22 protein-coding genes and 1 tRNA gene are annotated in these 21,084 nt (G+C 74.1%); 11 read left to right on the top strand and 12 right to left on the bottom strand.

Annotated elements, in window-relative coordinates:
• Window positions 1–94 precede the first annotated feature (94 nt).
• Together AC0VY3_RS32125 and AC0VY3_RS32120 are read left to right on the top strand one after the other, a co-directional pair.
• A complete protein-coding gene (locus tag AC0VY3_RS32125) occupies window positions 95–478 on the top strand; it encodes a ribosomal maturation YjgA family protein (protein WP_475551769.1) in 384 nt (127 codons plus the stop codon).
• A 119-nt stretch (window positions 479–597) separates the two neighbouring features.
• On the top strand, window positions 598–1,917 hold the full coding sequence (locus tag AC0VY3_RS32120; protein ID WP_242741648.1) for an MFS transporter: 1,320 nt from the start codon (window positions 598–600) through the stop codon (window positions 1,915–1,917).
• Window positions 1,918–1,934: 17 nt separating this feature from the next.
• Here the strand turns inward: AC0VY3_RS32120 and AC0VY3_RS32115 are convergent, their stop codons facing one another.
• The gene (locus AC0VY3_RS32115) at window positions 1,935–2,534 is read right to left on the bottom strand and encodes a flavin reductase family protein (RefSeq protein ID WP_103512127.1); all 600 of its coding nucleotides are present in this window, start codon (window positions 2,532–2,534) and stop codon (window positions 1,935–1,937) included.
• Between the two features lie 75 nt (window positions 2,535–2,609).
• The gene (locus tag AC0VY3_RS32110; RefSeq protein ID WP_242741647.1) at window positions 2,610–3,206 is read right to left on the bottom strand and encodes a CGNR zinc finger domain-containing protein; all 597 of its coding nucleotides are present in this window, start codon (window positions 3,204–3,206) and stop codon (window positions 2,610–2,612) included.
• A 156-nt stretch (window positions 3,207–3,362) separates the two neighbouring features.
• On the opposite strand from AC0VY3_RS32110, the gene AC0VY3_RS32105 reads away from it, so the two are divergent.
• Together AC0VY3_RS32105 and AC0VY3_RS32100 are read left to right on the top strand one after the other, a co-directional pair.
• Complete coding sequence (locus AC0VY3_RS32105; RefSeq protein ID WP_242741646.1) at window positions 3,363–3,818, top strand: VOC family protein; 456 nt, start codon at window positions 3,363–3,365, stop codon at window positions 3,816–3,818.
• Window positions 3,819–3,875: 57 nt separating this feature from the next.
• On the top strand, window positions 3,876–4,814 hold the full coding sequence (locus AC0VY3_RS32100) for a pyridoxamine 5'-phosphate oxidase family protein (RefSeq protein WP_103512122.1): 939 nt from the start codon (window positions 3,876–3,878) through the stop codon (window positions 4,812–4,814).
• Window positions 4,815–4,870: 56 nt separating this feature from the next.
• Here AC0VY3_RS32100 and AC0VY3_RS32095 read toward each other — a convergent pair whose 3' ends face one another.
• Complete coding sequence (locus tag AC0VY3_RS32095) at window positions 4,871–5,698, bottom strand: enoyl-CoA hydratase/isomerase family protein (RefSeq protein ID WP_475551196.1); 828 nt, start codon at window positions 5,696–5,698, stop codon at window positions 4,871–4,873.
• On the bottom strand, window positions 5,689–7,917 hold the full coding sequence (locus AC0VY3_RS32090) for an acetate--CoA ligase family protein (RefSeq protein ID WP_475551195.1): 2,229 nt from the start codon (window positions 7,915–7,917) through the stop codon (window positions 5,689–5,691). Before AC0VY3_RS32090 ends, AC0VY3_RS32095 begins: the two co-directional genes overlap by 10 nt.
• Before the next feature lie 168 nt (window positions 7,918–8,085).
• Here AC0VY3_RS32090 and AC0VY3_RS32085 point away from each other — a divergent pair.
• Window positions 8,086–8,159, top strand: a tRNA-Met gene (locus AC0VY3_RS32085).
• 152 nt (window positions 8,160–8,311) lie between these two features.
• Complete coding sequence (locus AC0VY3_RS32080) at window positions 8,312–9,193, top strand: NAD(P)H-binding protein (RefSeq protein WP_475551194.1); 882 nt, start codon at window positions 8,312–8,314, stop codon at window positions 9,191–9,193.
• 50 nt (window positions 9,194–9,243) lie between these two features.
• On the opposite strand, the gene AC0VY3_RS32075 is transcribed toward AC0VY3_RS32080, so the two are convergent.
• Window positions 9,244–10,203, bottom strand: a complete 960-nt coding sequence (locus AC0VY3_RS32075) for an AraC family transcriptional regulator (RefSeq protein ID WP_242741639.1) — start codon at window positions 10,201–10,203, stop codon at window positions 9,244–9,246.
• A gap of 195 nt (window positions 10,204–10,398) precedes the next feature.
• Between AC0VY3_RS32075 and AC0VY3_RS32070 the strand changes: the two genes are divergently transcribed.
• Window positions 10,399–10,551 (top strand): hypothetical protein, encoded by a 153-nt coding sequence (locus AC0VY3_RS32070; RefSeq protein WP_475551193.1) that lies wholly within the window; start codon window positions 10,399–10,401, stop codon window positions 10,549–10,551.
• 23 nt (window positions 10,552–10,574) lie between these two features.
• Here AC0VY3_RS32070 and AC0VY3_RS32065 read toward each other — a convergent pair whose 3' ends face one another.
• From AC0VY3_RS32065 to AC0VY3_RS32050, 4 genes are all read right to left on the bottom strand, one after another.
• Entirely contained in the window at window positions 10,575–11,048 is a 474-nt protein-coding gene (locus tag AC0VY3_RS32065) for a carboxymuconolactone decarboxylase family protein (protein ID WP_475551192.1), read from the bottom strand.
• A gap of 121 nt (window positions 11,049–11,169) precedes the next feature.
• Window positions 11,170–11,517, bottom strand: a complete 348-nt coding sequence (locus AC0VY3_RS32060; protein WP_103507769.1) for a VOC family protein — start codon at window positions 11,515–11,517, stop codon at window positions 11,170–11,172.
• Window positions 11,517–11,669, bottom strand: coding sequence for a hypothetical protein (locus tag AC0VY3_RS32055; RefSeq protein ID WP_181010745.1), 153 nt, complete (start codon window positions 11,667–11,669; stop codon window positions 11,517–11,519). The genes AC0VY3_RS32060 and AC0VY3_RS32055 overlap by 1 nt, the downstream gene beginning before the upstream one ends.
• Window positions 11,670–11,722: 53 nt before the next feature.
• Window positions 11,723–12,919 carry a flavin-containing monooxygenase gene (locus tag AC0VY3_RS32050; protein WP_103507770.1) on the bottom strand — a complete coding sequence of 399 codons (1,197 nt, stop codon included), beginning with the start codon at window positions 12,917–12,919 and terminating at the stop codon, window positions 11,723–11,725.
• A 385-nt stretch (window positions 12,920–13,304) separates the two neighbouring features.
• Between AC0VY3_RS32050 and AC0VY3_RS32045 the strand changes: the two genes are divergently transcribed.
• The 4 genes from AC0VY3_RS32045 (at window position 13,305) to AC0VY3_RS32030 (ending at window position 18,622) form a co-directional block, all read left to right on the top strand.
• Window positions 13,305–13,757, top strand: a complete 453-nt coding sequence (locus AC0VY3_RS32045) for a DoxX family protein (protein ID WP_376185690.1) — start codon at window positions 13,305–13,307, stop codon at window positions 13,755–13,757.
• The gene (locus AC0VY3_RS32040) at window positions 13,754–14,197 is read left to right on the top strand and encodes a Zn-ribbon domain-containing OB-fold protein (protein ID WP_103507772.1); all 444 of its coding nucleotides are present in this window, start codon (window positions 13,754–13,756) and stop codon (window positions 14,195–14,197) included. The genes AC0VY3_RS32045 and AC0VY3_RS32040 overlap by 4 nt, the downstream gene beginning before the upstream one ends.
• Window positions 14,198–14,330: 133 nt before the next feature.
• A complete protein-coding gene (locus tag AC0VY3_RS32035) occupies window positions 14,331–17,954 on the top strand; it encodes a CHAT domain-containing protein (RefSeq protein ID WP_475551191.1) in 3,624 nt (1,207 codons plus the stop codon).
• Window positions 17,951–18,622: a hypothetical protein gene (locus AC0VY3_RS32030; protein ID WP_475551190.1), complete on the top strand. Its 672-nt coding sequence runs from the start codon at window positions 17,951–17,953 to the stop codon at window positions 18,620–18,622. The genes AC0VY3_RS32035 and AC0VY3_RS32030 overlap by 4 nt, the downstream gene beginning before the upstream one ends.
• Before the next feature lie 10 nt (window positions 18,623–18,632).
• On the opposite strand, the gene pspAB is transcribed toward AC0VY3_RS32030, so the two are convergent.
• The 3 genes from pspAB to AC0VY3_RS32015 form a co-directional block, all read right to left on the bottom strand.
• Window positions 18,633–19,217: a PspA-associated protein PspAB gene (gene pspAB, locus AC0VY3_RS32025; RefSeq protein ID WP_475551189.1), complete on the bottom strand. Its 585-nt coding sequence runs from the start codon at window positions 19,215–19,217 to the stop codon at window positions 18,633–18,635.
• A gap of 39 nt (window positions 19,218–19,256) precedes the next feature.
• Window positions 19,257–20,165: a zinc metalloprotease HtpX gene (htpX, locus tag AC0VY3_RS32020; RefSeq protein WP_103507776.1), complete on the bottom strand. Its 909-nt coding sequence runs from the start codon at window positions 20,163–20,165 to the stop codon at window positions 19,257–19,259.
• A gap of 123 nt (window positions 20,166–20,288) precedes the next feature.
• A complete protein-coding gene (locus tag AC0VY3_RS32015) occupies window positions 20,289–20,981 on the bottom strand; it encodes a pyridoxine/pyridoxamine 5'-phosphate oxidase (RefSeq protein WP_475551188.1) in 693 nt (230 codons plus the stop codon).
• Window positions 20,982–21,084: the final 103 nt, after the last annotated feature.

Genomic DNA, 21,084 nt, shown 5'->3' with positions numbered 1-21,084 from the left:
GACGCCCACGCCTGCGCGTACGCCCACGCCTGCGCGTACGCCGACGCCCGTGCCGCGTACGGTCCCCGGCAGCCCGGCCACGGCCGAGAACCCCGTGCCCCGCCCGCTCGTGGTGCGTGCGGTCGCGGCGGTGGCGGCCGTCGCCACCGTCGCCGCGGGCCTCGCCGTGCGCGCCGGGGCGGACGGCGCGTTCGCCAAGTACGCGGGGAGCGCGCTCTACACGGTGCTGCTCTGCGCCCTCGTCGCCTTCTGCGCGCCCCGCGCGCGGCCGGCCGTGGTGGCCGGCGCGGCGCTGGCGGTGAGCTGGGCGGTGGAGTTCGCGCAGCTCACCGGCGTACCGGCGGAGCTGTCGGCCCAGAGCACGGTGGCCCGGCTGGTGCTCGGCTCGACCTTCAACGCACCGGATCTGCTCTGGTACACGGTGGGCGCGACGGCGGCCTGGTCCGTCCACGCGGGGGCCACGAGGCGTCGCCGCTGACCGGTGGTGCCGCTGCGTGAAGCTCCAGCCCTCCGCACGCCGGGCCGTGGCCCGATTCCTGCGAACCGTGTCCTTCAGGCCACTCGCCGGGAAAGGAGCAGGCCAAGAAGCTGGTCCACGTGACCGAGACCATCGAAAGCGCCGCGCAGAACGACCGGCGGCCGCCCCACGAGGCGCGCCGCCGCTTCCCCTTCTCCGTCCACCGGGCGTGGATCGTCGCCGCCGTCACCTTCGTGACGATCATCGGCGGCGCGGCCTTCAACTCCCTGCCCGGCCTGCTCATCGAACCGCTCCACAGCGAGTTCGGCTGGTCGCGGGGCGAGATCGGGCTCGCGGTCTCCATCGACATGGCGCTGTACGGGCTGACCGCGCCGTTCGCCGCGGCGCTCATGGACCGCTTCGGCATCCGGCGGGTCGTGGCGGTCGCGCTCACCATGGTGGCGGCCGGGGCGATCGCCAGCGTCTGGATGACCGCCTCCTGGCAACTGATGATCTATTGGGGCCTGTTGGTCGGCCTCGGCACCGGCTCGATGGCGATGGCGTTCGCCGCGACCGTCACCAACCGCTGGTTCGTGGCCCGCCGAGGGCTGGTCACCGGCATCCTCACCGCGGCGGGCGCCTCCGGGCAGCTCGTCTTCCTGCCGCTCTGCGCCTGGATCGTCGACCGGCACGGCTGGCAGCCCGCGTCGATCACCGTCGCGCTGGCCGCTCTGGTCGTCGTCCCGTTCGTCTGGCTCCTGATGCGCGACCACCCGGCCGATGTGGGGCTCGCCCCGTACGGCGGTACGTACCTGGCGAAGCCGGCCCCGGCCCGGGGCGCCGCGCGCCGGACGGTGCGGGTGCTGTTCGACGCGGCCCGCACCGGCCCGTTCTGGCTGCTCGCGGGCACCTTCGCGATCTGCGGGGCCTCCACCAACGGCCTGATCCGCACCCACTTCGTCCCCTTCGCCCACGACAACCACATGCCCATCACCGTGGCGGCCTCGCTGCTCGCGGTGATCGGGGTCTTCGACGTCATCGGCACGATCTTCTCCGGCTGGCTCACCGACCGCTTCGACGCCCGCAGGCTGCTCGCCGTCTACTACGCGCTGCGCGGGATCTCGCTGCTGTTCCTGCCGCTGCTGATCGGCCCCGAGGTGCAGCCGCCGATGATCTTCTTCATCGTGTTCTACGGTCTCGACTGGGTCGCCACCGTCCCGCCGACCCTGGCCCTCTGCCGCGAGCAGTACGGCGAGGACAGCGCGATCGTCTTCGGCTGGGTGCTGGCCTCGCACCAGGTGGGCGCGGCGGTCGTGGCGTTCCTCGGCGGGGTCGCGCGGGACGTGTTCGGCAGCTACGACGTGGTCTGGTACGCGTCGGGGGCGCTGTGCGCGATGGCGGCGCTGATGTCGCTGGTGATCCGGCGGGTCCGGCAGCCGGAGGCCGGGCTCAGCCGCTGAACCGGCCGAGCTCCGGCTCAGCCGCTGAACCGGCCGAACGCGCCCCGGTGGAAGAGCAGGGGCTCGCCCTCCTCCGTCGCCCCCAGCGCCTCCACCCGGCCGACCACGATGAGATGGTCGCCGCCGGTGTGGACGGCGTGGATACGGCAGTCGATCCAGGCGGGTACGGAGTCGAGCAGCGGTGAACCGGTCGCCGGGGCGTCCTCGTGGGCCACGCCCGCGAACTTGTCGGCCCCGCTCACCGCGAACCCCCGGCACAGCGCGCCCTGTCCGGCCCCCAGGATGTTCACGCAGAACGTCCCGGCGCGGGCGATGCGCGGCCAGGTCGTCGACGTACGGGCGACCATGAAGGACACCAGCGGCGGGTCCAGCGAGAGCGAGGCGAAGGACTGGCAGGCGAAGCCCGTCGGCCCGTCCGCGTCGCGTGCGGTGATCACGGTGACGCCGCTGGCGAAGTGGCCCAGCACGCGCCGGAATTCGCCCGGTGCGACGGGCGGCCGCTCGTCGTCCCGGACCGCCCTCAGGTCCGGCCGGGGCAGCGCCTCGGCGACTGCCTGCGGTGCGGCTGTCGTGGCGGCGCCGACGGACCTGAGGTACCGGACGGCGGTGGCGGCCATGCCTGCGTGTCCCATCACGCCGTCCATTAGAGCTGACGGATCGTCAGATGTGAAGTCGCGGGCGCGGGGCGGGCGTCAGGTTCCGGAGCGCTTGGCGTAGTGACGCTGGGCCTTCGCGCGGTTGCCGCAGCCCGCCATGGAGCACCAGCGGCGCGTGCCGTTCTTGGAGACGTCGTAGAAGTGCAGGATGCACGCGTGGTTCGCGCAGGGGCGGATGCGGTCGGGCCGGTCCGCGATCAGGTGCAGCCAGTTCTCCGCCGCGTACCAGGCGGGGATCCAGGACGGGGCGTCCGTCTCCACCACGGACTCCGGCGCTCCGTCGGGCCCCAGCGAGCGGCGGATGCGCCCGTGGGTGAGGACCTCGTTCAGCCGGCCGGCGTCCTCGGGGGTGGCCGGATCCGGGCCGGTGGCCGCGGCGGCCAGGGTGTCGAGCGCCGCCCGGGCCGCGAGCAGCCGGTCCAGCGTGGTGCGGTCGGCGGGCGGGGCCGGGGCGGCTTCCGTGGGTCGGAGGTGTCCGCGTACCGGAGGGCTGTCCAGCCAGAGAGTCAGGCCGGCCACGGAGTCCAGCAGGTCGTGCCGGCCGTCGCCGTCGATCCAGCGGGTGTTGAGCAGGTCGAGGGCGAGCGGCTCGCCGGTCAGTGGCCGGGGGTCGGCCCCGGAGGGGTGTGACACGGCTGGGCTCCTTCCCGTGGATGAGGGCGGCTGATCCTTCGATCATAACCAGTCAAGTGGAGATCACCGGTTGACGTTCGCCGTCCTAACCCTCAAACTCGATATCAACGGTTACGAGATCACCTCGCGGCCCTGACCGAAGGAACGGGATCGACCATGGGCAAGGCGAAGAACCTCCAGACGGGTCATGTCGGCCTCAACGTCACCGATCTGGAGCGCTCGGCCGCCTTCTACCGCGAGGTCTTCGACTTCGAGCTGCTGGCGGAAGGCAAGGACGCCGATCGCCGCTGGGCCTTTCTGGGGCGCGATTCCCGGCTCGTGGTGACCCTGTGGCAGCAGAGCGAGGGCACGTTCGCGACGGCCCTCCCCGGTCTCCACCACCTCTCGTTCCAGGTGGACTCCGTCGAGGAGGTCCGGGCCACGGAGGACGTCCTGCGCGGGCTGGGCGCGGAGTTCGCCCACGAGGGCGTCGTACCGCACGGCGAGAGCGGCACCTCGGGCGGCATCTTCTTCACCGACCCCGACGGCATCCGCCTGGAGGTCTACGCGCCCACCGGGGCCGACCCGGCGGACGCACCGACCGCCGGCGCTCCCACCTGCGGGTTCTTCTAGGCGATCAGGCGATCAGGCGGTCGGGCAGTCACGCGGCGGAAAGGCCAGGTGCGGGTCATGAGCGGATATCACCGGGGTGAGATCGCCGTGCAGGAGCGGGCGGGGCTCGCCCGGCGGGCGGCGAGTGCGGAGCGGGCCATCCGTTCCGACATCCCCGGGATCGCGGCGGACTTCCTCGGCCGGCAGCCCTTCCTGGTGGTGGGCGGCGCGGACGAGCGGGGGCGGATCTGGGCGGCCCAGCTCACCGGCGAACCGGGGTTCCTGAGCGTTCCCGCGCCGGACACCCTGGTCGTCGGGGCCCTGCCCCGGCCCGGCGATCCGCTGGCCGGCCTGCTGTCCGGCGCCGGTGCGGGCGGTGCCGCCCCGGCCCGGATCGGCATGATCGCCATCGAACCGGCCACCCGCCGCCGGATGCGGATGAACGGCCGGGCGGTCCGCGCCGGCGACGGGCTCCGGGTCGAACTCGACCAGGCCGTCGCCAACTGCCCCAAGTACATACAGGAGCGCCACCACCACCACCGCGTCGCACCGGGCGAGGAGCGCGGGCAGCGGCACACGGTCACGGACGGCGACGCCCTGAGCCCCGCGCAGCAGGACGCGGTGCGGGCCGCCGACACCTTCTTCGTCGCCACCGCGTCCGACCGGGGCGACGCCGACGCCTCGCACCGGGGCGGCAACCCGGGCTTCGTCCAGGTGGTCTCGGACCGGCTGCTGCGCTGGCCCGACTACGCGGGCAACGGCATGTTCCTGACCCTGGGCAACCTCGAACTCAACCCGGCCGCCGGGCTCCTCGTGCCCGGCTGGGACACCGGGGCCGCCCTCCATCTGACCGGTCGCGCCCGCACGGTCTGGGACGCGGACGCGGTGGCGCGGGTGCCGGGGGCGGAGCGGCTCGTGGAGTTCGAGGTCACCGCCGTACGGGAGATCGCCGCCGCCTCCCCGCTGCGCTGGTCGGCCCCCGGGTTCCATCGGTTCAACCCGCCGGTGGCAGCCTGAGGTTCGGCGCAGCGGCCGGTGCCCCGGTGCCGCGATCAGTGTCTCCAGTACTCCGGTCAGCACCCCCGGTACTCCGGCGACCGGCGCTCGACGAAGGACGCCACGCCCTCGTTCGCGTCGCGCGTGGTCATGTTGATCTCCTGGGCCGCCGCCTCCGCCGCGAACGCCGTGGCCCGGTCGCCGTCCAGTGAGGCGTTCACCAACTGCTTGGTCAGGGCCAGGGCCCGGGTGGGTCCGGCGGCCAGCCGGCCGGCCCACTCCTTGGCCAGCGCCTCCAGCTCCCCGCCCGGCACCGTGCGGTTGACCAGGCCCAGCCGCTCCGCGTCCGCCGCCGTGAGGGCGTCGCCGAAGAACATCAGCTCCTTGGCGCGCTGCGGGCCCACCAGCCGGGGCAGCAGATACGCGCCGCCGCCGTCCGGGACGAGCCCCCGGCGTACGAAGACCTCGATGAACGTCGCCGTGTCGGCCGCCAGGACCAGATCGCAGGCGAACGCCAGATGCGCGCCGATGCCGGCCGCCGTCCCGTTGACGGCGGCGATCACCGGCTTCTCGCAGTCCAGTACGGCGGCGATCAGCCCCTGCGCGCCGAGCCGGATCGTCCGGGCCACATCGCCCGGGACCCGTTCGCGTGCGGGGGCCGGGGCGCCGCGCAGATCGGCGCCCGCGCAGAAGCCCCGGCCGGTGGCGGTGAGCACCACGGCCCGTACGCCGGGGTCGGCGGAGGCGTCGGCGAGGAGGGCGATGATCCGCTCGCGCTGGTCCCAGGTGACGGCGTTCATGGCCTCGGGCCGGTTGAGGGTGATCCAGGAGACGCCGCCGTCGAGGGAGTGCAGGACGGTGGCGTCCCGGGGGGCGGCCTCCGCCGCCTCCCCGCTCACCGGCACACCGCCAGCGCGTCCAGGGCCACCGCACCCTGTCCGCGGCCCAGCACCACCAGCGGGTTGATGTCCAGCTCGGTCAGGTCGTCGCCCAGCTCCAGGGCCATGCGCTGCACCCGCAGCACCACTTCGACGAGCGCGTCCACATCGACCGGTCGTCCGCCCCGCACCCCCTCCAGCAGGGCCCGGCCGCGGAGTTCGCCCAGCATGTCCCGGGCCTGCTGCTCGCCGAACGGCGGTACCCGCACCGCCGCGTCGTGCAGCACCTCCACCAGGACCCCGCCGAGCCCAACCGTGACCGTCGGGCCGAACAGGGCGTCGTGGGTGACTCCGACCATCATCTCGACGCCCCGGTCGATCATCTGGCAGACCAGGACGCCGTCCAGGTCCACCGACTCGTACCGGGCGATGTCGGTCAGCTCGCGGTAGGCGTCGCGGACCTGGCTGGCCGAGGTGAGGCCGACCTTCACCAGGCCCAGCTCGGTCTTGTGGGCGAGCCGGGGGCCGGACGCCTTCATCACCACCGGGTAGCCGACCGGGCCCGCCGCCCGGACCGCCGCCGCCGCGCTGGTCACCAACTGCTCGCGCGGCACCCGGATCCCGTACGCGCGCAGCAGCTGCTTCGCCGCGTGCTCGCTGAGCTGCTGCCCCGGCCGCAGCAGGCCCTGCGCCTTGCGGAAGGAGGGCGACGGGGTGCGCGGGGCGTCCTCGAAGGGGGAGCGGTAGCGGTCGGTGAAGCGGTGGTGGTCCAGATAGGCCTTCACGGCGGTGACGCAGTTGCGGGCGGTACGGAACGTGGCGAGCCGCGAGGAGCCCAGCAGGGTGGTCCGGTAGGCGTCCTCGGTGCCGACGGGGGAGCCCCAGACCACGCAGACCAGCTTGTCGGTGGCCTCCGCCGCGTCCGCCAGGTCCTGGGCGAGGCGGTCGCTCATCGGCGGGAAGGGGCCGGTGATCGGGCAGATCAGCACCCCGACGGACGGATCGGCGAGGATCGCGTCGATGATCTTCCGGCCGCGCCAGTCGCCGACCGGATGGCCGCCGTTGTCGATGGGGTTGGCGACGGTCAGGTACTCCGGTATCCAGGTGTGCAGCTCGTCCTGCTTGGCGGGGGAGAGCGTGGGCAGGGTGAGGCCCGCCGCCGTCGCCAGGTCCGCGAAGTGCGCGCCGGTGCCGCCGGAGATGGAGTAGACGGCCACTCCGTCGGCCTTCGGCGGGCGGGCCCGGGCCAGCAGGGCGGCGGTGTCCTGGAGCTCGTCCAGGCCGTCCACCCGGATCACTCCGAACTGCCGCATCGCCGCGTCCACCACCTGGTCCGCCCCGGTCAGCTTGCCGGTGTGCGAGGCGGCGGTCCTGGCCCCGGCCTCGGTACGGCCCACCTTCACGGCGACGACCGGCACCCTGGCGCGGGCGGCCCGGTCGGCGGCGAGCAGGAAGGAGCGGCCGTCCTTGAGCCCCTCGACGTAACAGGCGATGGCCCCGACCTCGGGGAGCTGGGCGAAGTACGCGAGGAAGTCCGCGGTCTCCAGATCGGCCTCGTTGCCCGTCGGGGCCCAGTGCGAGAGCCGGATGCCCAGCTCCTGGAGGGCGTGGAGCGGGCGGCCCTGGTGCCCGGACTGGGTGATCAGGGCGATGGCGGGGCCCGCCAGGTCGTCCCGGAACCGCTCGAAGGCGTTCAGGTTGGTGTTCGGTCCGAGCAGCCGCAGCCCGGAGCGTTCCACGGCCGCCGCCAGCCGGGCCTGGGCGGCCGCGCCCGCCTCCCCGGTCTCGGCGAACCCGGAGGCGAAGGCGACGGCGAAGGGCACCTTGGCCTCGCCGAGCTCCTCGATCACCGGGAGCGGGTCCGCGACGAGGAGGACCGCGAGGTCGACCGGCTCGGGGATCGTGGCGACCGAGGCGAAGCAGTCGCGGCCGAACACGGTCCGCCGGGTCGGGTGCACCGGGTGCAGCCGGGCCCCGACCCGTCCGGCCCAGTCGACGAGCTGCCGGGTGATGCCGGTGTTCGGGCGGCCCTCGGCGTCGGAGGCGCCGACGACGGCCACCGACCGGGGCCGGAAGAAGCGGTCCAGGTCGGGCACGGTCAGGTGCAGCGGTCGCCCGCTGACGTCGAGGCCGCCCGGGGCCGAGGCCGTCGGCAGGCTGACGGCGGCGGCGTGCGGCTCCTCGCCGCAGGCCACCACCCGGGCGCGGAAGCCGGTGGTGAGGGTGCCGTGAGTCGATCCAAGCATCGTTCCGCCCACTCCTGCTCGATGGCCCGCCGGTGAACGGGCGGGGTCGGCCGGTTAGCTGACACCCTGTCAGGTTACTGAACTGACGCTGCGTCAGGAATGGGTGTGCAGGCAAAGGCTCACATGGTCACGCGGGGCTATTCCGTGGCGTAAGGTGGTGTTCACCGACGCGGGGTGGAGCAGCTCGGTAGCTCGCTGGGCTCATAACCCAGAGGTCGCAGGTTCAAATCCTGTCCCCGCTACTGAAGAAGTACGCGACCGAGGCCCGGATCCACGAGGATCCGGGCCTCGGCCGTGTCCGCTCCCCGTCCCCCGGCCGGTGGCGGACGCTCGGACATCCCTCCCGGACGCTGGGCCATGGGCGCGGGCCGCCCCGCCGCGTGAGGCTGGTTCCATGACGCAGACAGACGCGACCGCAGCAACGACCTCCGTGCAGGGCCCCGTACTGGTGACCGGCGGCACCGGCAAGACCGGCCGCCGGGTGGTGACCCGCCTCCGTGAGCTGGGAGTGGAGACCCGGGCGGCCTCCCGGTCCGGAGACACCCCGTTCGACTGGGCGGACCCCACCACCTGGCAGGCCGCCCTGGACGGCGTCGCCGCCGTCTACATCGTCCCGCTCGACGTCTCCCCCTCCCCGACGCCCGCCTTCGTCGAACAGGCCGTCGCGAGCGGGGTGCGGCGGCTGGTGCTCCTCTCGGCCCGGGGCACGGAGGTGCCCGGCTACTTCGGCCCCGCCTACGAGGACGGCGGACCGCACGGCGAGGGCGAGCGGGCGGTGCGCGCCTGTGGGGTGGAGTGGACGATCCTGCGGCCGGGCTGGTTCGCCCAGAACTTCAGCGAGGGCGTCTTCCTCGACGGCGTACGCGCCGGGGAACTGGCGCTGCCCACCCGGGACGGGAAGGCCGCGTTCATCGACGCCGACGACATCGCGGACGTGGCCGTCGCCGCGCTCACCGAGGACGGCCACGCGGGCGAGGAGTACGGACTCTCGGGCCCGCGCGCCCTCGGCATCGCCGACGTCCTGGACGAGATCGCGAAGGAGACCGGGAAGCGCTCCGCGTACCTCCCCGTCGAGGCGTCCGTCTTCCGGGCCGGGCTCCTCGCCGACCAGGGCTTCACGGACCAGGAGGCCGACCTCTGGACCGACGCGCTGGAGCCGATCACCACGAGCCGGGAGGCGCCTGTCCTGGACGGGGTGCGCCGGGCGCTCGGCCGGGAGCCGCGCGACTTCGCCGACTTCGTCCGGGACGCGGCGGCGCAGGGGGTGTGGGGCTGAGGGACCCGGGGGCCCGCCCGCCGCCCGCCCCGGAGGCCCGCCGGGGCGGCTCACCCCGCCGGGGCGGCCGCCTCCACCGTGTCGACGGCCGACGCCTCCTGCCGGAACGCGCTCGGGCTCCGGCCGCGCAGCCGCTTGAACGCCGCGCTGAAGCCGAACGCGTCCGCGTAGCCGACCCGCCGGGCCACGGCCGCCACCGTCAGCTCCGGGCGGGTCAGCAGGTCCGCCGCCAGCGTCATCCGCCACTCGGTGAGGTAGGCCACCGGGCCGTCCCCGACCAGCTCGGTGAACCGCTTCGCCAGCGTCGTCCGCGACACCCCCGCCCGGCTCGCCAGCTCCGCCGTCGTCCAGGGGTACGCCGGATCCTCGTGCATCGCCCGCAGGGCCGGCCCCGCCACCTCGTCGCCGAGCGCCCCGTACCACCCCGGCGGATCCGCCTCGGGCCGGTCGAACCAGTCCCGCAGCGTGCACACCAGCATCCAGTCCAGCAGCCGGTCGAGCACGATCTGATCGCCCGGCCGGCCGACGCCGATCTGCGCCTCCAGGTAGTCCCGCATCGGCCCGCAGTCCTCCTCGTCGGGGACCACGAGGGCCGGCGGAAGCGCCCGCAGCAGCCGCTGCGGAACCTGCGCCTGCACGTCATAGGTGGCGGCCAGCAGCACGGTGGGGCAGTCGAATTCGGGGCCGCGGTCCGGCGGGGCCCCGGCGTCCCGGACCTGTCCCCAGCGCACCTCCCGTACGCCGCCGGCCCGCCCCGGCCGCGTGCCGTCCACCGGGTCGTCGGTGAAGACGAACGGCGCCGGGCCCCGGACGATCGCCGCCTCGCCGACCTCCACCCGCAGCGGTTCGCCGCCCTCCGGCACGATCCACCCCGCACCCCGCAACGGCAGGCACAGGGTCAGATACGCCCCGTCCGTGAACCGCAGCGACCACGGTGCGCACAGCACCGAACGGCCGAACACCGCACCCCTGCCCCGCACGCCCCGCAACAGCTCGTCGAACACGTCCATGAGGCCCAGCCTAGGCAGAGTCGCGGGCGTGGCGGACGTTCACCTATGGACGACGGACGGTCACCCATGGGCCGGGACGGGCCGCGGCGGACGGGGGCCAGGGCAGCCGATTCTCGCCCCGGCCGTGGATCGACCCATGATTCCGCCCCGGAAATGCACCCTGTGCCGGGTCGCCTCCGCGCCTGCGGTCGGTGCATGACCACGGTCCAGGCGCCTCAGCGCATGAACTTCTCCACCGTCGCCCCCAGCATCGGCACCACCAGCGTGCTGTGGACGGGCGCCGCCCTGACCGCACTCGCGCTGGTCGTCGTGGGCGGCGCCCGTCGTACGGCGGTGGGCCGCGCCTAGGGCATGTCCGGCGGATCAGGACCTCAGGCGTGGTGTCCGAGCTGCCCCACCCGGTAGCCCCCGGCCGGCTGCTGGAGGATCACGTTCAGCCGGTTGAAGGCGTTGATCAGCGAGGTCAGGGCGATGAGCTGCTCCTCGTCGTAGTGCTTGGCGGCGTTCGCCCAGACGTCGTCCGGGACCCCGCCCGCCGCGTCCGCGATCCGGGTGCCCTGTTCGGTCAGATCCAGCGCGGCGCGCTCGGCGTCGGTGAAGACGGTGGCCTCCCGCCAGGCGGCGATCAGGTTGAGCCGCAGCGAGGTCTCACCGGCCGCGGCGGCTTCCTTGGTGTGCATGTCCAGGCAGCCGCCGCAGCCGTTGATCTGGCTCGCGCGGATCTTCACCAGCTCCTGTGTCGCCGCGGGCAGCGCCGTGCCCTCGACGACCTTGGCCGCCGAAACCAGATGCCTGACGAGCTTTCCCGTGAGCGGGCTGGCGAGGGCGTCGATGCGGGCCTTCATGGTGTGCTCCTCTGTTGTCGTCGGTGGGTGCACACACAGGACGGAACCGGCCCCGGAGGATGTGACATCCGCAGGAGTGACGGGCGTCACCCGACTCCGCGACCGTATTCCCTTCGTCGGCTCAGCGGTGGCCCAGCACATTGACCACCCGGCCGTTCGGGTCCCGGACGAAGAACCTCCGTACGCCCCACTCCTCGTCCTGCAGCGGGTGGACGATCTCCGCACCGCTCTCCCGCACCGCCGCGTAGGCCGCGTCCACGTCGTCCACCTCGATGCTCATGTCGGGCACCACCGGGGCGGTCAGGTCGTGAGTCATGAAGCTGACCTGCTCCTGCGGACGGGACGGCGAGGCGACGGTCGTGATCCAGCCGAGGTTCATGACCTCCTCGAAGCCGAGCAGGCCGTAGAACTCCCGGCTCTCCTCCATCGCCTCCGAACGGACGTTGGGCACGACGCGGCGAACGGTCATCATCGACTCCCCGGAAGAAGGTCCTGCACCAGACCGGCCCGACCGTCGCCGACCAGCAGCGGGCTCGGCGTCGGGTCCTCGTGCGCACGGTAGTGCCCGATCCCCACCGTGCCGTCGTCCTGCCGGTGGGTGTCGTGGGCGACACCGCTCACGGGGCGCACCCTATTCCAGGGAGCTCTGACACGGCCTTCCGTGAGACGTCCCGTCAGCGGTGCGTCCGGGCCACCCGCTTGGCGATCTTCTCGGCGTCCAGGGCCAGTTCGCGGAGCATCCCGCTGATCGGGTTGGTGAAGCCGGTGAAGTAGAGCCCTGGGGCCCGCTCGGGCGAGCGGCCGCCGTGGGCGACCGGGCGGCCGCGTCCGTCCAGGACGTCCAGGTGGCCGAGCAGCGGCTCCAGGGCGCGGTCGTAGCCGGTGGCCGCGATGACGGTGTCCGGGGTGAGGCGGGTGCCGTCGGCCAGGACCACCGTGTCCCGGTCGAAGGAGGCGACCGTGGCGACGGGGGTCACCCGGCCGGTCCTCACCGCATCGATCAGGCCGACGTCCTGGACCGGGATCGCGCCCTGGCGGACCCGGGAGTAGAGCCCGGTGGCGGGGCGAGGGAGTCCCTGGGCCGCCAGGTCGGGCACGGCGATCCGGCTCATCACGGCCCCCGCGCGGTCGACGAGCGGTACCGGCAGCCGCCGGACCAGGATGCCGGTGGCCTGGGCCGGCCAGCCCGCCGTCGAGCGGCGCACGATGTGCGGGGCGGTGCGCACCGCGATCCGCACCGCGGAGGCTCCGCCCTCCGCCAGGTCCGCCGCGATCTCCGCGCCCGTGTTGCCGATGCCGACGACCAGCACGTCCCGGTCCGCGTACGGGGCCGGGTTGCGGTACTGCGCCGCGTGCAGCAGCTCGCCCGTGAACGTGTCGCGGCCCGGCCACTCGGGGATGCGCGGGGTGTGGTTGAAGCCGGTGGCGACGACGACCGCGCGGCCCCGCAGGACCCGGCCGCCCGTCGCGGTGAGCCGCCAGTCGCCGGAGCCGTCGGGGGCCGGGTCGATCCGGGTCACCTCGACGCCGGTCACCACCTCCAGCTCATGGTGCTCGGTGTACTTCTCCAGATACCGCACGACGTCGTCCCGGCCCACCCAGCGCCCAAACCTGCGCGGCATCTTCAGCCCCGGCAGCGCCGACCAGCGCCGGGTCGTGTGCAGGTGCAGCCGGTCGTAGTGGCCGCGCCAGGACGCGCCGACCCGGTCCGACTTCTCCAGGACCACCGCCCGTACGCCCCGGGCGCGCAGCGCGGCAGCGGTGGCGAGACCTCCGGGGCCGCCGCCGATGACGTAGACGGGACGGTCGTCCGTACGGTCGGTGAGGGCGACGGCGTCGTGAATGGCTGCGGTGGACGGGCTGTTGGGCATGGTTCGGAGCGTAATCGCCCACTCTGTTGATGGGTCTCGGTCAAGAGGGAAAACGATTGCGAATTGATCACGGGGGGTCGTGGTGCGGCACTTGACGACCATTCGCACCGATTGTTCCTTTTGAGGCCTTGCTTGGGTTGACCGTGGAGTGACCTCGGGGGCGGTCGCGGCAGCCCCGGCATCGTCGGCTTCGACTCCGTTGCGGCGACCGGGGCGTTGCTGGTCCTGCTGCACCGCGACCCGGCGTATGTGGCGGCGGGGGCGGCGGCGCTGAGGCGCGTCGGCGCCGGGCTGGGTGCGGATGGTGCGCCCCTCTTGCGCGGAGCGGCCCGCATCCGCTGAACTGACGTACCGTCAGATGTGTGAGGTGACCGGAGGCTGTCCGATGCAGACGATCTGGCTCAGCGGCGCGGAATGGCTCGCCGTCCTACGGATAGGCCTCGGCCTGTGGTGGCTGGAGAGCTGGCGGCACAAGGACCGGAAAGGCTGGTTCGAGCGCGGTACGGGCATCGCCTGGGCGGCGGACGTCGCGGGCAAGCACCGCTGGGGCGTGGTGCGTTCGGGCTTCCGGCGGGTCGTCGAGCCGCGCCCGAAGGTGATGGCGTACCTCGTGGTCTATGCCGAACTCGCCCTCGGGCTCGGCCTGGTGACCGGATTCCTGACCCCGGTCGCGCTCGTTGCTGGCCTGCTCCTCAACCTCCTCTACCTGGTCCTGATGATCCACGACTGGGCCGAGCAGGGGCAGAACGCGATGATGGCGCTCATCTCGCTGGTGGCCCTGTTCGCCATGGCCTGGCAGACCTGGTCGCTGGACGCGGCGTTCGGGCTGTTCCTGTGACGCGCGAGCCCGCGGCGGGCCCGCGCTTCGACCTCCCGGAGCCGGACGCCTTCACCCGCCCCTACTGGGACGCGGCGGCGGAGGGACGGCTGCTGATCCGCCGCTGCGCCGGGTGCGGCCGGGCCCATCACTACCCGCGCGAGTTCTGCCCGTACTGCTGGAGCGAGGACGTCGGTTGGGAGCGCGCGAGCGGGAACGCCACGCTCCACACCTGGTCCGTCGTCCACCGCAACGACCTGCCGCCCTTCGGCGGGCGCGTGCCGTACGTGGCGGCCGTCGTCGACCTCGCCGAGGGGCCCCGGATGATGACGGAGATCGTGGAGTGCGCGGCCGCCGGCCTCCGGATCGGGATGGCGCTGACGGTCACGTTCCGCCGGGGTGCGGAGGAGGGCGGGGGCGTGGGCGGGGAGGCCGTGGCGGTCTTCCGGCCCGGAGCCTGACGGGCCCGCCCCGCCTCGGCGACCGGTCGCCCGGGACCGGTCACCGGCCGCCGATGGCCGGAAGCCGCCTGTGTGCCGCCGGTTCGTGTGGAAGGGTGGCCGGGGCCATGATCCAGGGGTGCGAGGGGGCGGCGTGCGGCGGTCGGGGGATGTCACGGGCTGGGCGTTCCTGGCGGAGGTGGACGGCGTCCGGCACGCCGGCCTCGCGGTGGGGCAGGCCGGGCTCGGCCCGTTCACCGGGGCCGGGCCGGGCGGAAGCCTGGCCGCCCTGGCGTACGTCCGCGGGCTGCCCACGCTCACCTCTCCGGACGCGTTGCCGCTCGTGGGCCCCATGGACGCGCGGTGGTGCGTCCACCGGGACGCGGAGGGCGTCGTCTCCGTCTTCGGCCCCGGTGGCCTGCAGCTGGCCTACGACCTCGCCCTGGATCTGCCGCCCGGCTGGCTGGAGTCGGTGACCGGCACGGGATCGCTGGTCCTGGTGGTGTCCCACGCGCTGCCGTCCTCGGACGACATGGCCGCCGTGCTGACGTACGAGACACAGCACGGGATGGTCTGCGCCGGCCGGGTACGGTTCGGCCCGCCCGGCGACGGGACCGCCGGGCCGCCCACCTTCGCCCACGTCCTCGACCCGGTCTCCGTCCTGCTGGAGCTGGTGCTCCATGTGCGGGACCGGGTGCTGTCGCTCGACGCGGCCGGGCGGCGGGCGCGCGAGCTGGAGCGGACCCGGCGGAGCCTGGGGGAGGACCACTGGCCGACCGCCGGGGCGCTGCTGGAGCTGCTGGTCGCGGAGGCGGACCGGAGCCGGGGAGGACCGGCCGAACTCCGTTATCTGTACTGGCGGTTGGTGGCCGAGGTCGCCGAGGAGTGCGGGGTGGACGCGGTCTGGCGGGAGGCTGCGCTGCGTACGGTCGAGAGCGCGGCCCCGGTCCTCGCGGAGCGGTGCGAGCGCCCGGTCTTCGAGGACGCCGACGAGCTGGCCGGCCGTCTGATCGAGCGGCTGGAGGGCGCCTCGGGCGGTAGCCCGGGCGGTACGTCGGGCGGCGCTCCGGGCCTGGCGGCGGCGCTCCTGGCGGCGGCCCGGCTGCGGCTGGCGGTCCGGGGGCCGGAGGACCTGGGCGGCGATGCCTACGCCGGGGCGGAAGGGACCGTACGGGCCGCTCAGCTCGCTGTGGATCTGTACCGGTCGCCGCTGTACCGGCCGTGGTTCGGCGGAGCGTGGCCGCTGCGGTTCGACGCGCGGTTGCGGGACGAGGCCCGCGAACTGCTGTTACGGGCCGTCGGGTCGGACGACCGCGAGGACGGTCCGGGCAGTGCGCTGCGCCCCCGGATCCTGGCCGCGCTGGCGCAGGTGGCCGTGGAGGAGGGCGGCGGTGCCGAGCAGGAGGTGGTCGCGGAGGAGAGCGGTGGCGAGGAGGAGCACGGCGGTGTGGACCGGGCGACCGTGCGGGCCGCGTTCGACGCCCTGCTCGACTTGCGGGCCGCCGGTCCGCCGGATCTGACCGTCTTCCTCCTCCGGGCGGTGGACGACGTGCCCGCCTCCTTCGTCGACGTGGTGCGCGAGAACGTGTTCGGCTCGGACGTGCCCGCCTTCCTCGCCGCACACGGCGGGGCCGTCGCCGCCCGGACCGCGGACCAGGGGATCAGCCTCGCCCGGGAACGCGCCGACCGGCCGCTGCTGCGCGCGGCGCTGGACTGGGCCGACCGCTCCCCCCTCCTCCCGGGCCCCGCGCACCGCCGCCAGCAGATCGAGGCCCGGCTGCACGCGCTGCCCGACGACCCCACCGACTGCCCCGGCCCCGGGCCCCTCCCGGAGTCGTTCCCGGCCGACTGGACCCCGCCCCAGCGCTCCGCCGCTCTGCTGCACACCGCCGCCCACGCCCGCGACCGGCGGCAGCCCGCGCTGGGCGCCGCCCTCCTGCGACAGGCACGGCCGGGCGACGGCGCGGGCGTCAGACTGCTGACGGCGGACCTCCACCGCCTGGCCGTGGAGCAGGGCGAACCGGTGGCGGGCCCCGTCCCGTTCCCGTGGGGCCACTCCACGTACGCGGCACTCTCCTACGCCTCGCTGAACCAGCAGGACCTGGCCCAGGCATGTCTGCTGCCCGTCCTCCACGACCTGCCGCGGCTGCGCGGCGAGGACCTCAGGAACGCCGTGTACGCGATCATCGTGGACCTGCCGAACTTCGACACCAGCGGTGCCCCGGCACTCGGCGAGGTACTGCGCGACCTCGTCCACGCCGCCGTGTGGCAACTGACCGTCGAGATCGAGTCGATGCCGGTGGCGCTGATGCTCGGACTCCACCAGGCGGGCAAGGGGCCGGAGGCGGGCGCGTGGCGCCGGATCGAGGGCGCGATCACCCGGCCCGCGCACATCGAGAACTACATCGGGAAACTCCGCGCGCTGGAGAGCCCGACCGCCGTCGGCGGTGCGACGACGAACCTGCTCGACGTCCTGGACGGTGACCACCGTCCGGGCGGCACAGGCGGCACAGGCGGCGAAGGCGATGAAGGCGCCGAAGTCGACGACGACCGCGAGGAGTTCGCCCGCAACCTGCGCCGGCGCATCTCCTCGTTCATCGACGACGAACTGCGCAGCCGCTCGGCCGCCTTCGTGGACGACGAGCACGTATGGGCGCGGACCGGAGAACTGCTGGACGATCGCACGGTCCTGCTCACCTGGTTCCTGCCCACCGCGGTGAACGGCGCGGCCGTCCTCCTCGCCGTCACCCGCGAGGGCAGCACGATCACCGTGCAGCTCGGCGACGGCGACGGCGACGGCGACGGCTATGGCGACGACGGCGACGGCGGACCGGAGGGCGCGGCGGTGTACGCCGACCGGCACCCCGTCGCCGACCTGGTCGAGGCGGTCCGGACGGAGGTCGAACGCGACCCGCTCTTCGGCGAGGTGACACCGGAGGGCCGCAGGCTGCTGACGGGCCACGAACTGCCGCTCCCCGACGGCGACCAGCTGGCCGCGTGGCGCGCCCGGGACAAGGACCGGCTCCTGCTCTGGCCGCACGGCGCACTGCACTATCTGCCGGTCGCGCTCTGCTCCGCGGGCGGCCGCACGATCGCCGACGACTGGACCGTCGTCACCGTCGCCGGCCTCGAAGCACTCCTGCCCGCCGGCGGCCCCGTACGCCCGCGCCGCACGGCGGTCCTCGCCTCCGGTTCCGGCGGCGTCCCCTACGGTCTGTCCGCCGAACCCGCGCTGGAGGAGCACGCCCGGACGGTCGCCGCCGCGGTCGGCGCGCACGCGCTGACCGGCCCGGCCGCCACCCGCGCCGGACTGCTCGCCGAACTAGCCACCGCCGACGTGGTCCACCTCGCCGTCCACGGCACGATGGACCAGGACGCACCCTGGCTGCACTGCCTCTACTTCACGCCCGACGAGGACGACGACGGCCGGCTCTTCGCCCACGACTTCCTCGAACTCGACCTGAGCGGCGTCCGCCTGGTCACGCTCGCCGCGTGCGAGTCGGCGCTGGGCCGGTTCGACCGGGCGGACAACGTGCGCGGCGTCCCGGCCGCCCTGATCACCGCCGGGGTCCAGGCCGTCGTCGGCTGCCTGTGGGCCGTACGCCCCGAACCGGCCACGTACTTCTTCCAGCGCCTGCACCGGCGGGCCGACCTCGCCGACGCCCCCGAGCAGGCGTTCCGCGCGGCACAGACCGCCACCCGGGCCCGCTACCCCCAATACCGTGACTGGGGCGCGTTCACCTGTCTGCTCGGCCGGAGCAAGGGAGCCACCGCATGACCGAGGTCCAGCTGCACGACGTCGCCCTCGTGCCGGAGCGCACGCTAGGCGCCCCGGCCGACGACGGACCGCTGCGCGGCCGTCTCACCTTCGGCTGGGACCTGCTGCCCGCCGGTCACGCGAGCGCCCCCGCCGACTGGCTCGCGCACGCCGAGGCCACCCCCGGGCGCGCGTACCGCCACCTGCTGCTGGTGTGCTCCTTCCGGCCGGAGACCCCGCAGGCGCCGGGCGCGTTCCGGCACGCCTCGCTGGCCGTCGCCCTCAGCACCCCCGACCCGGCCGTACGGCCCGTCGCCCGGCTCATCGACCCGGGCGTACGCACCCGGCCCGCGCCGGCCGGCCCCGGCACCGGGCTCAGCTTCACGGTCAGCACCGGCATCGTGGACGTGGGCGTCGAGCGGCAGCCGGAGGCGGGCCCGGGCCGGGAGGAGTGGATCGTGCGCGGCCACGGGGCGTCCCAGCCGGACCCGCAGTGGGAGTTCCGCCGGCTGCGCCGCGCGCCGCTGGTCGGCGATCACCCGGTGGCCGCCCTGGTGGAGCTCGTGCCCGGTGCGGTGAACCGGGCGGATGTGCTGGTCGCCGCCGAGCTGGAGCACCGCAGCCGGGGCGTCCGCCGCTACCGGGTGCGCCTGGGCCCCACGTCGCACGGCATCACGCTGGACGCATGACGCCCGCAGGTCACAGCCCCGGCGCGCCCCACACCGGGAACCACCGCGACAGGTCCTTCTCCACCCGGAGGTCGTCCCGGAGCGCGCCCCGCACCTGGAGCTCCAGCTGGTTGTCCCGCTTCTCGGCGTCGCCGGGCAGCGGCGCGAACGGATAGAACGTGCCGCGTTTGTAGAGGTAGACGAGCGCCAGCGCCCGCCCGTCCGCGTTCCGGAAGCCGATCAGCGAGCAGAGCAGATGCGGGCCGAATCCGCCGTCCTGGAGCAGGGTGTTCACCGCGTGCAGGTCGTTGACCAGCCCCGCCGTGTCGTCGGCCGGGTGGCGGGCGAGCAGCCAGGTGTAGCCGTACGCGTCCCGGCTGAACTCCACCGGGATGCCGCCGCGGTCGGTGTCCGCGTCCAGCAGTTCGCGCACGTCCTCCTGGAGCCGGGCGAAGCCGCCGCCCTCCACGCCCGCGAAGCAGACCGAGCCCAGGCCGGTCGGCGTGAACCCGGCGGCGGCCTGGAGGGTGAGAGCGGCGGAGGGCACCGCGAAGAGCTGGTCGAGGTCGGGGCGGACCGGTTTGCTCCGGCCGAGGATCGCGTCGAGCAGGCCCACGGGCGTAACTCCTTCAACGCTCTATGGTTCGGGATCGGTTCAGCGGGACAGGTCGGTGGAGATCCGGGACAGCTGGTCGAGGCGCTGTTCCAGCGTCGGGTGGGAGGAGAACAGCCGGCCCAGGCTCTCCTTCGCGGAGAACGCCGGCATGAAGTAGAAGGCGTTGTACGGCTCCGCCTTCCGCAGGTCCTCGGTCGGGATGCGGGCCATCTGCCCGCTGACCTTCGTCAGGGCGGAGGCGAGGGCGGAGGGCCGGCCGGTGAGCAGGGCGGCGGCCCGGTCGGCGGACAGCTCGCGGTAGCGGGAGAGCAGCCGGGTGAGCAGGAAGCTGATTGCGTACACGACGGCGCTGATCAGCGGGATCAGGAGGAGCAGGATGCCCGCCGGGTCGTTGCCCGGCCGGCTGCGGGCGAAGCCGCCCCACAGGGCGATCCGGGTGATGACGCCCGCCAGGACGCCGAGGAACGAGGCGATCGTCATGACGGCGACGTCCCGGTGCGCGACGTGCGACATCTCGTGGGCGAGGACGCCCTCCAGCTCCTCCGGCTCCAGCCGGCGCAGCAGGCCCGTCGTCGCGCAGACCAGTGCCGTCTTCTCGCTGCGGCCGGTGGCGAACGCGTTCGGTACGTCGCTCTCGGCGATGGCCACCTTGGGCTTCGGCATGTCGGCCAGCGCGCAGATGCGGTCGATGGTGCCGTGCAGTTCGGGGGCCTGCTCGGGGGTGACCTCCCGGGCGCCCATGCCGTACGCGGCGATGCGGTCGCTGAACCAGAACTGGGCGATGAACATGCCGCCCGTGATGATCAGGATGATCGGCCAGGAGCCCCGCAGGGCCGCGAGGAGCACGCCCACGAAGACGACGTAGAGCAGACCGATCAGGAACATGGTGGTGACCATGCGACCGGTCAGGCCCCGGTCGGGGGCGTAGCGCGAACGGGATCGTGGCATCGGTGCCTCCTGACGGCCCACCTCTCACCTGACTCCCATAGTGCCCCTTGACGGTGAGAACCGGATAAAAGTGCCGCCTACACCGGTCGGGGCGGGGGCGGCTCCGGCCCGGAGCCGCTCCGTTCAGGGCCAGAGCAGCTCGCGCGTCCAGTCGCCGCCTCCCGTACGGCGGTAGCGCAGCCGGATGTGGCGTCGCCGGGCGTCGCCCTGGAAGAACTCGGCCTCGGCCGGCTCGACCACGTACCGGGTCCAGGTCGGGGCCTCCGTGTCCGGCTTCGCCCGGGCCCGCTCCCAGGCGGAGTCCGCCGCCCGGTGCAGCTCCGCCACGGAGCCGACGACCTCGCTCTGCGCCCCGGTCAGCGCGGCGGCGAGCGCCCCGGTGGACCGGGCGTGCAGGTCGGCGTGGCTCTCGGCGGGCGTGCAGCGCAGGACGGGGCCCCGGATCCGTACCTGCCGCCCCTGCGCGGGCCAGTAGAAGCCGAGCGCGGCGTGCGGGCGGGCGGCGAGCTGGTGGCCCTTGGCGCTGGTGGCGTGCGAGGCGAAGTGGAAGCCCCGCTCGTCGGCCCCGTGCAGGAGCAGGGTGCGCACGTCGGGCAGCCCTTCGGCGTCGGCCGTGGCCAGCGACATCGCGTGCGGCTCGGGCTGCCCTGCCGCGACGGCCCCGGCGAACCAGGTGCGGAAGAGGAGGACCGGGTCGGGCGGGGCGTCCGCCGGGTCGAAGGCCGGCAGCTCGACGTCCCAGACGCGCTGGGCGTGCAGGAGGTCGCGGAAGCCGGGGGAGGGGGGCTGGGCGGGCGCGGCGGTGTGGTCGGTCATGGAGGCCATTGGACCGTACGGGCCCGCTGACGGGCACGCACGCCAGGCCCATTTCGCGGCTCGCCCCGGGACCGCCGGGCCCGGATCACCCCCGGCCCGGATC

The sequence above is a fragment of the Streptomyces sp. iso_384 genome (assembly GCF_056172905.1).
The sequence above is the reverse complement of the archived record's forward strand: the minus strand, read 5'-3'. Positions and strand labels throughout refer to the sequence as shown.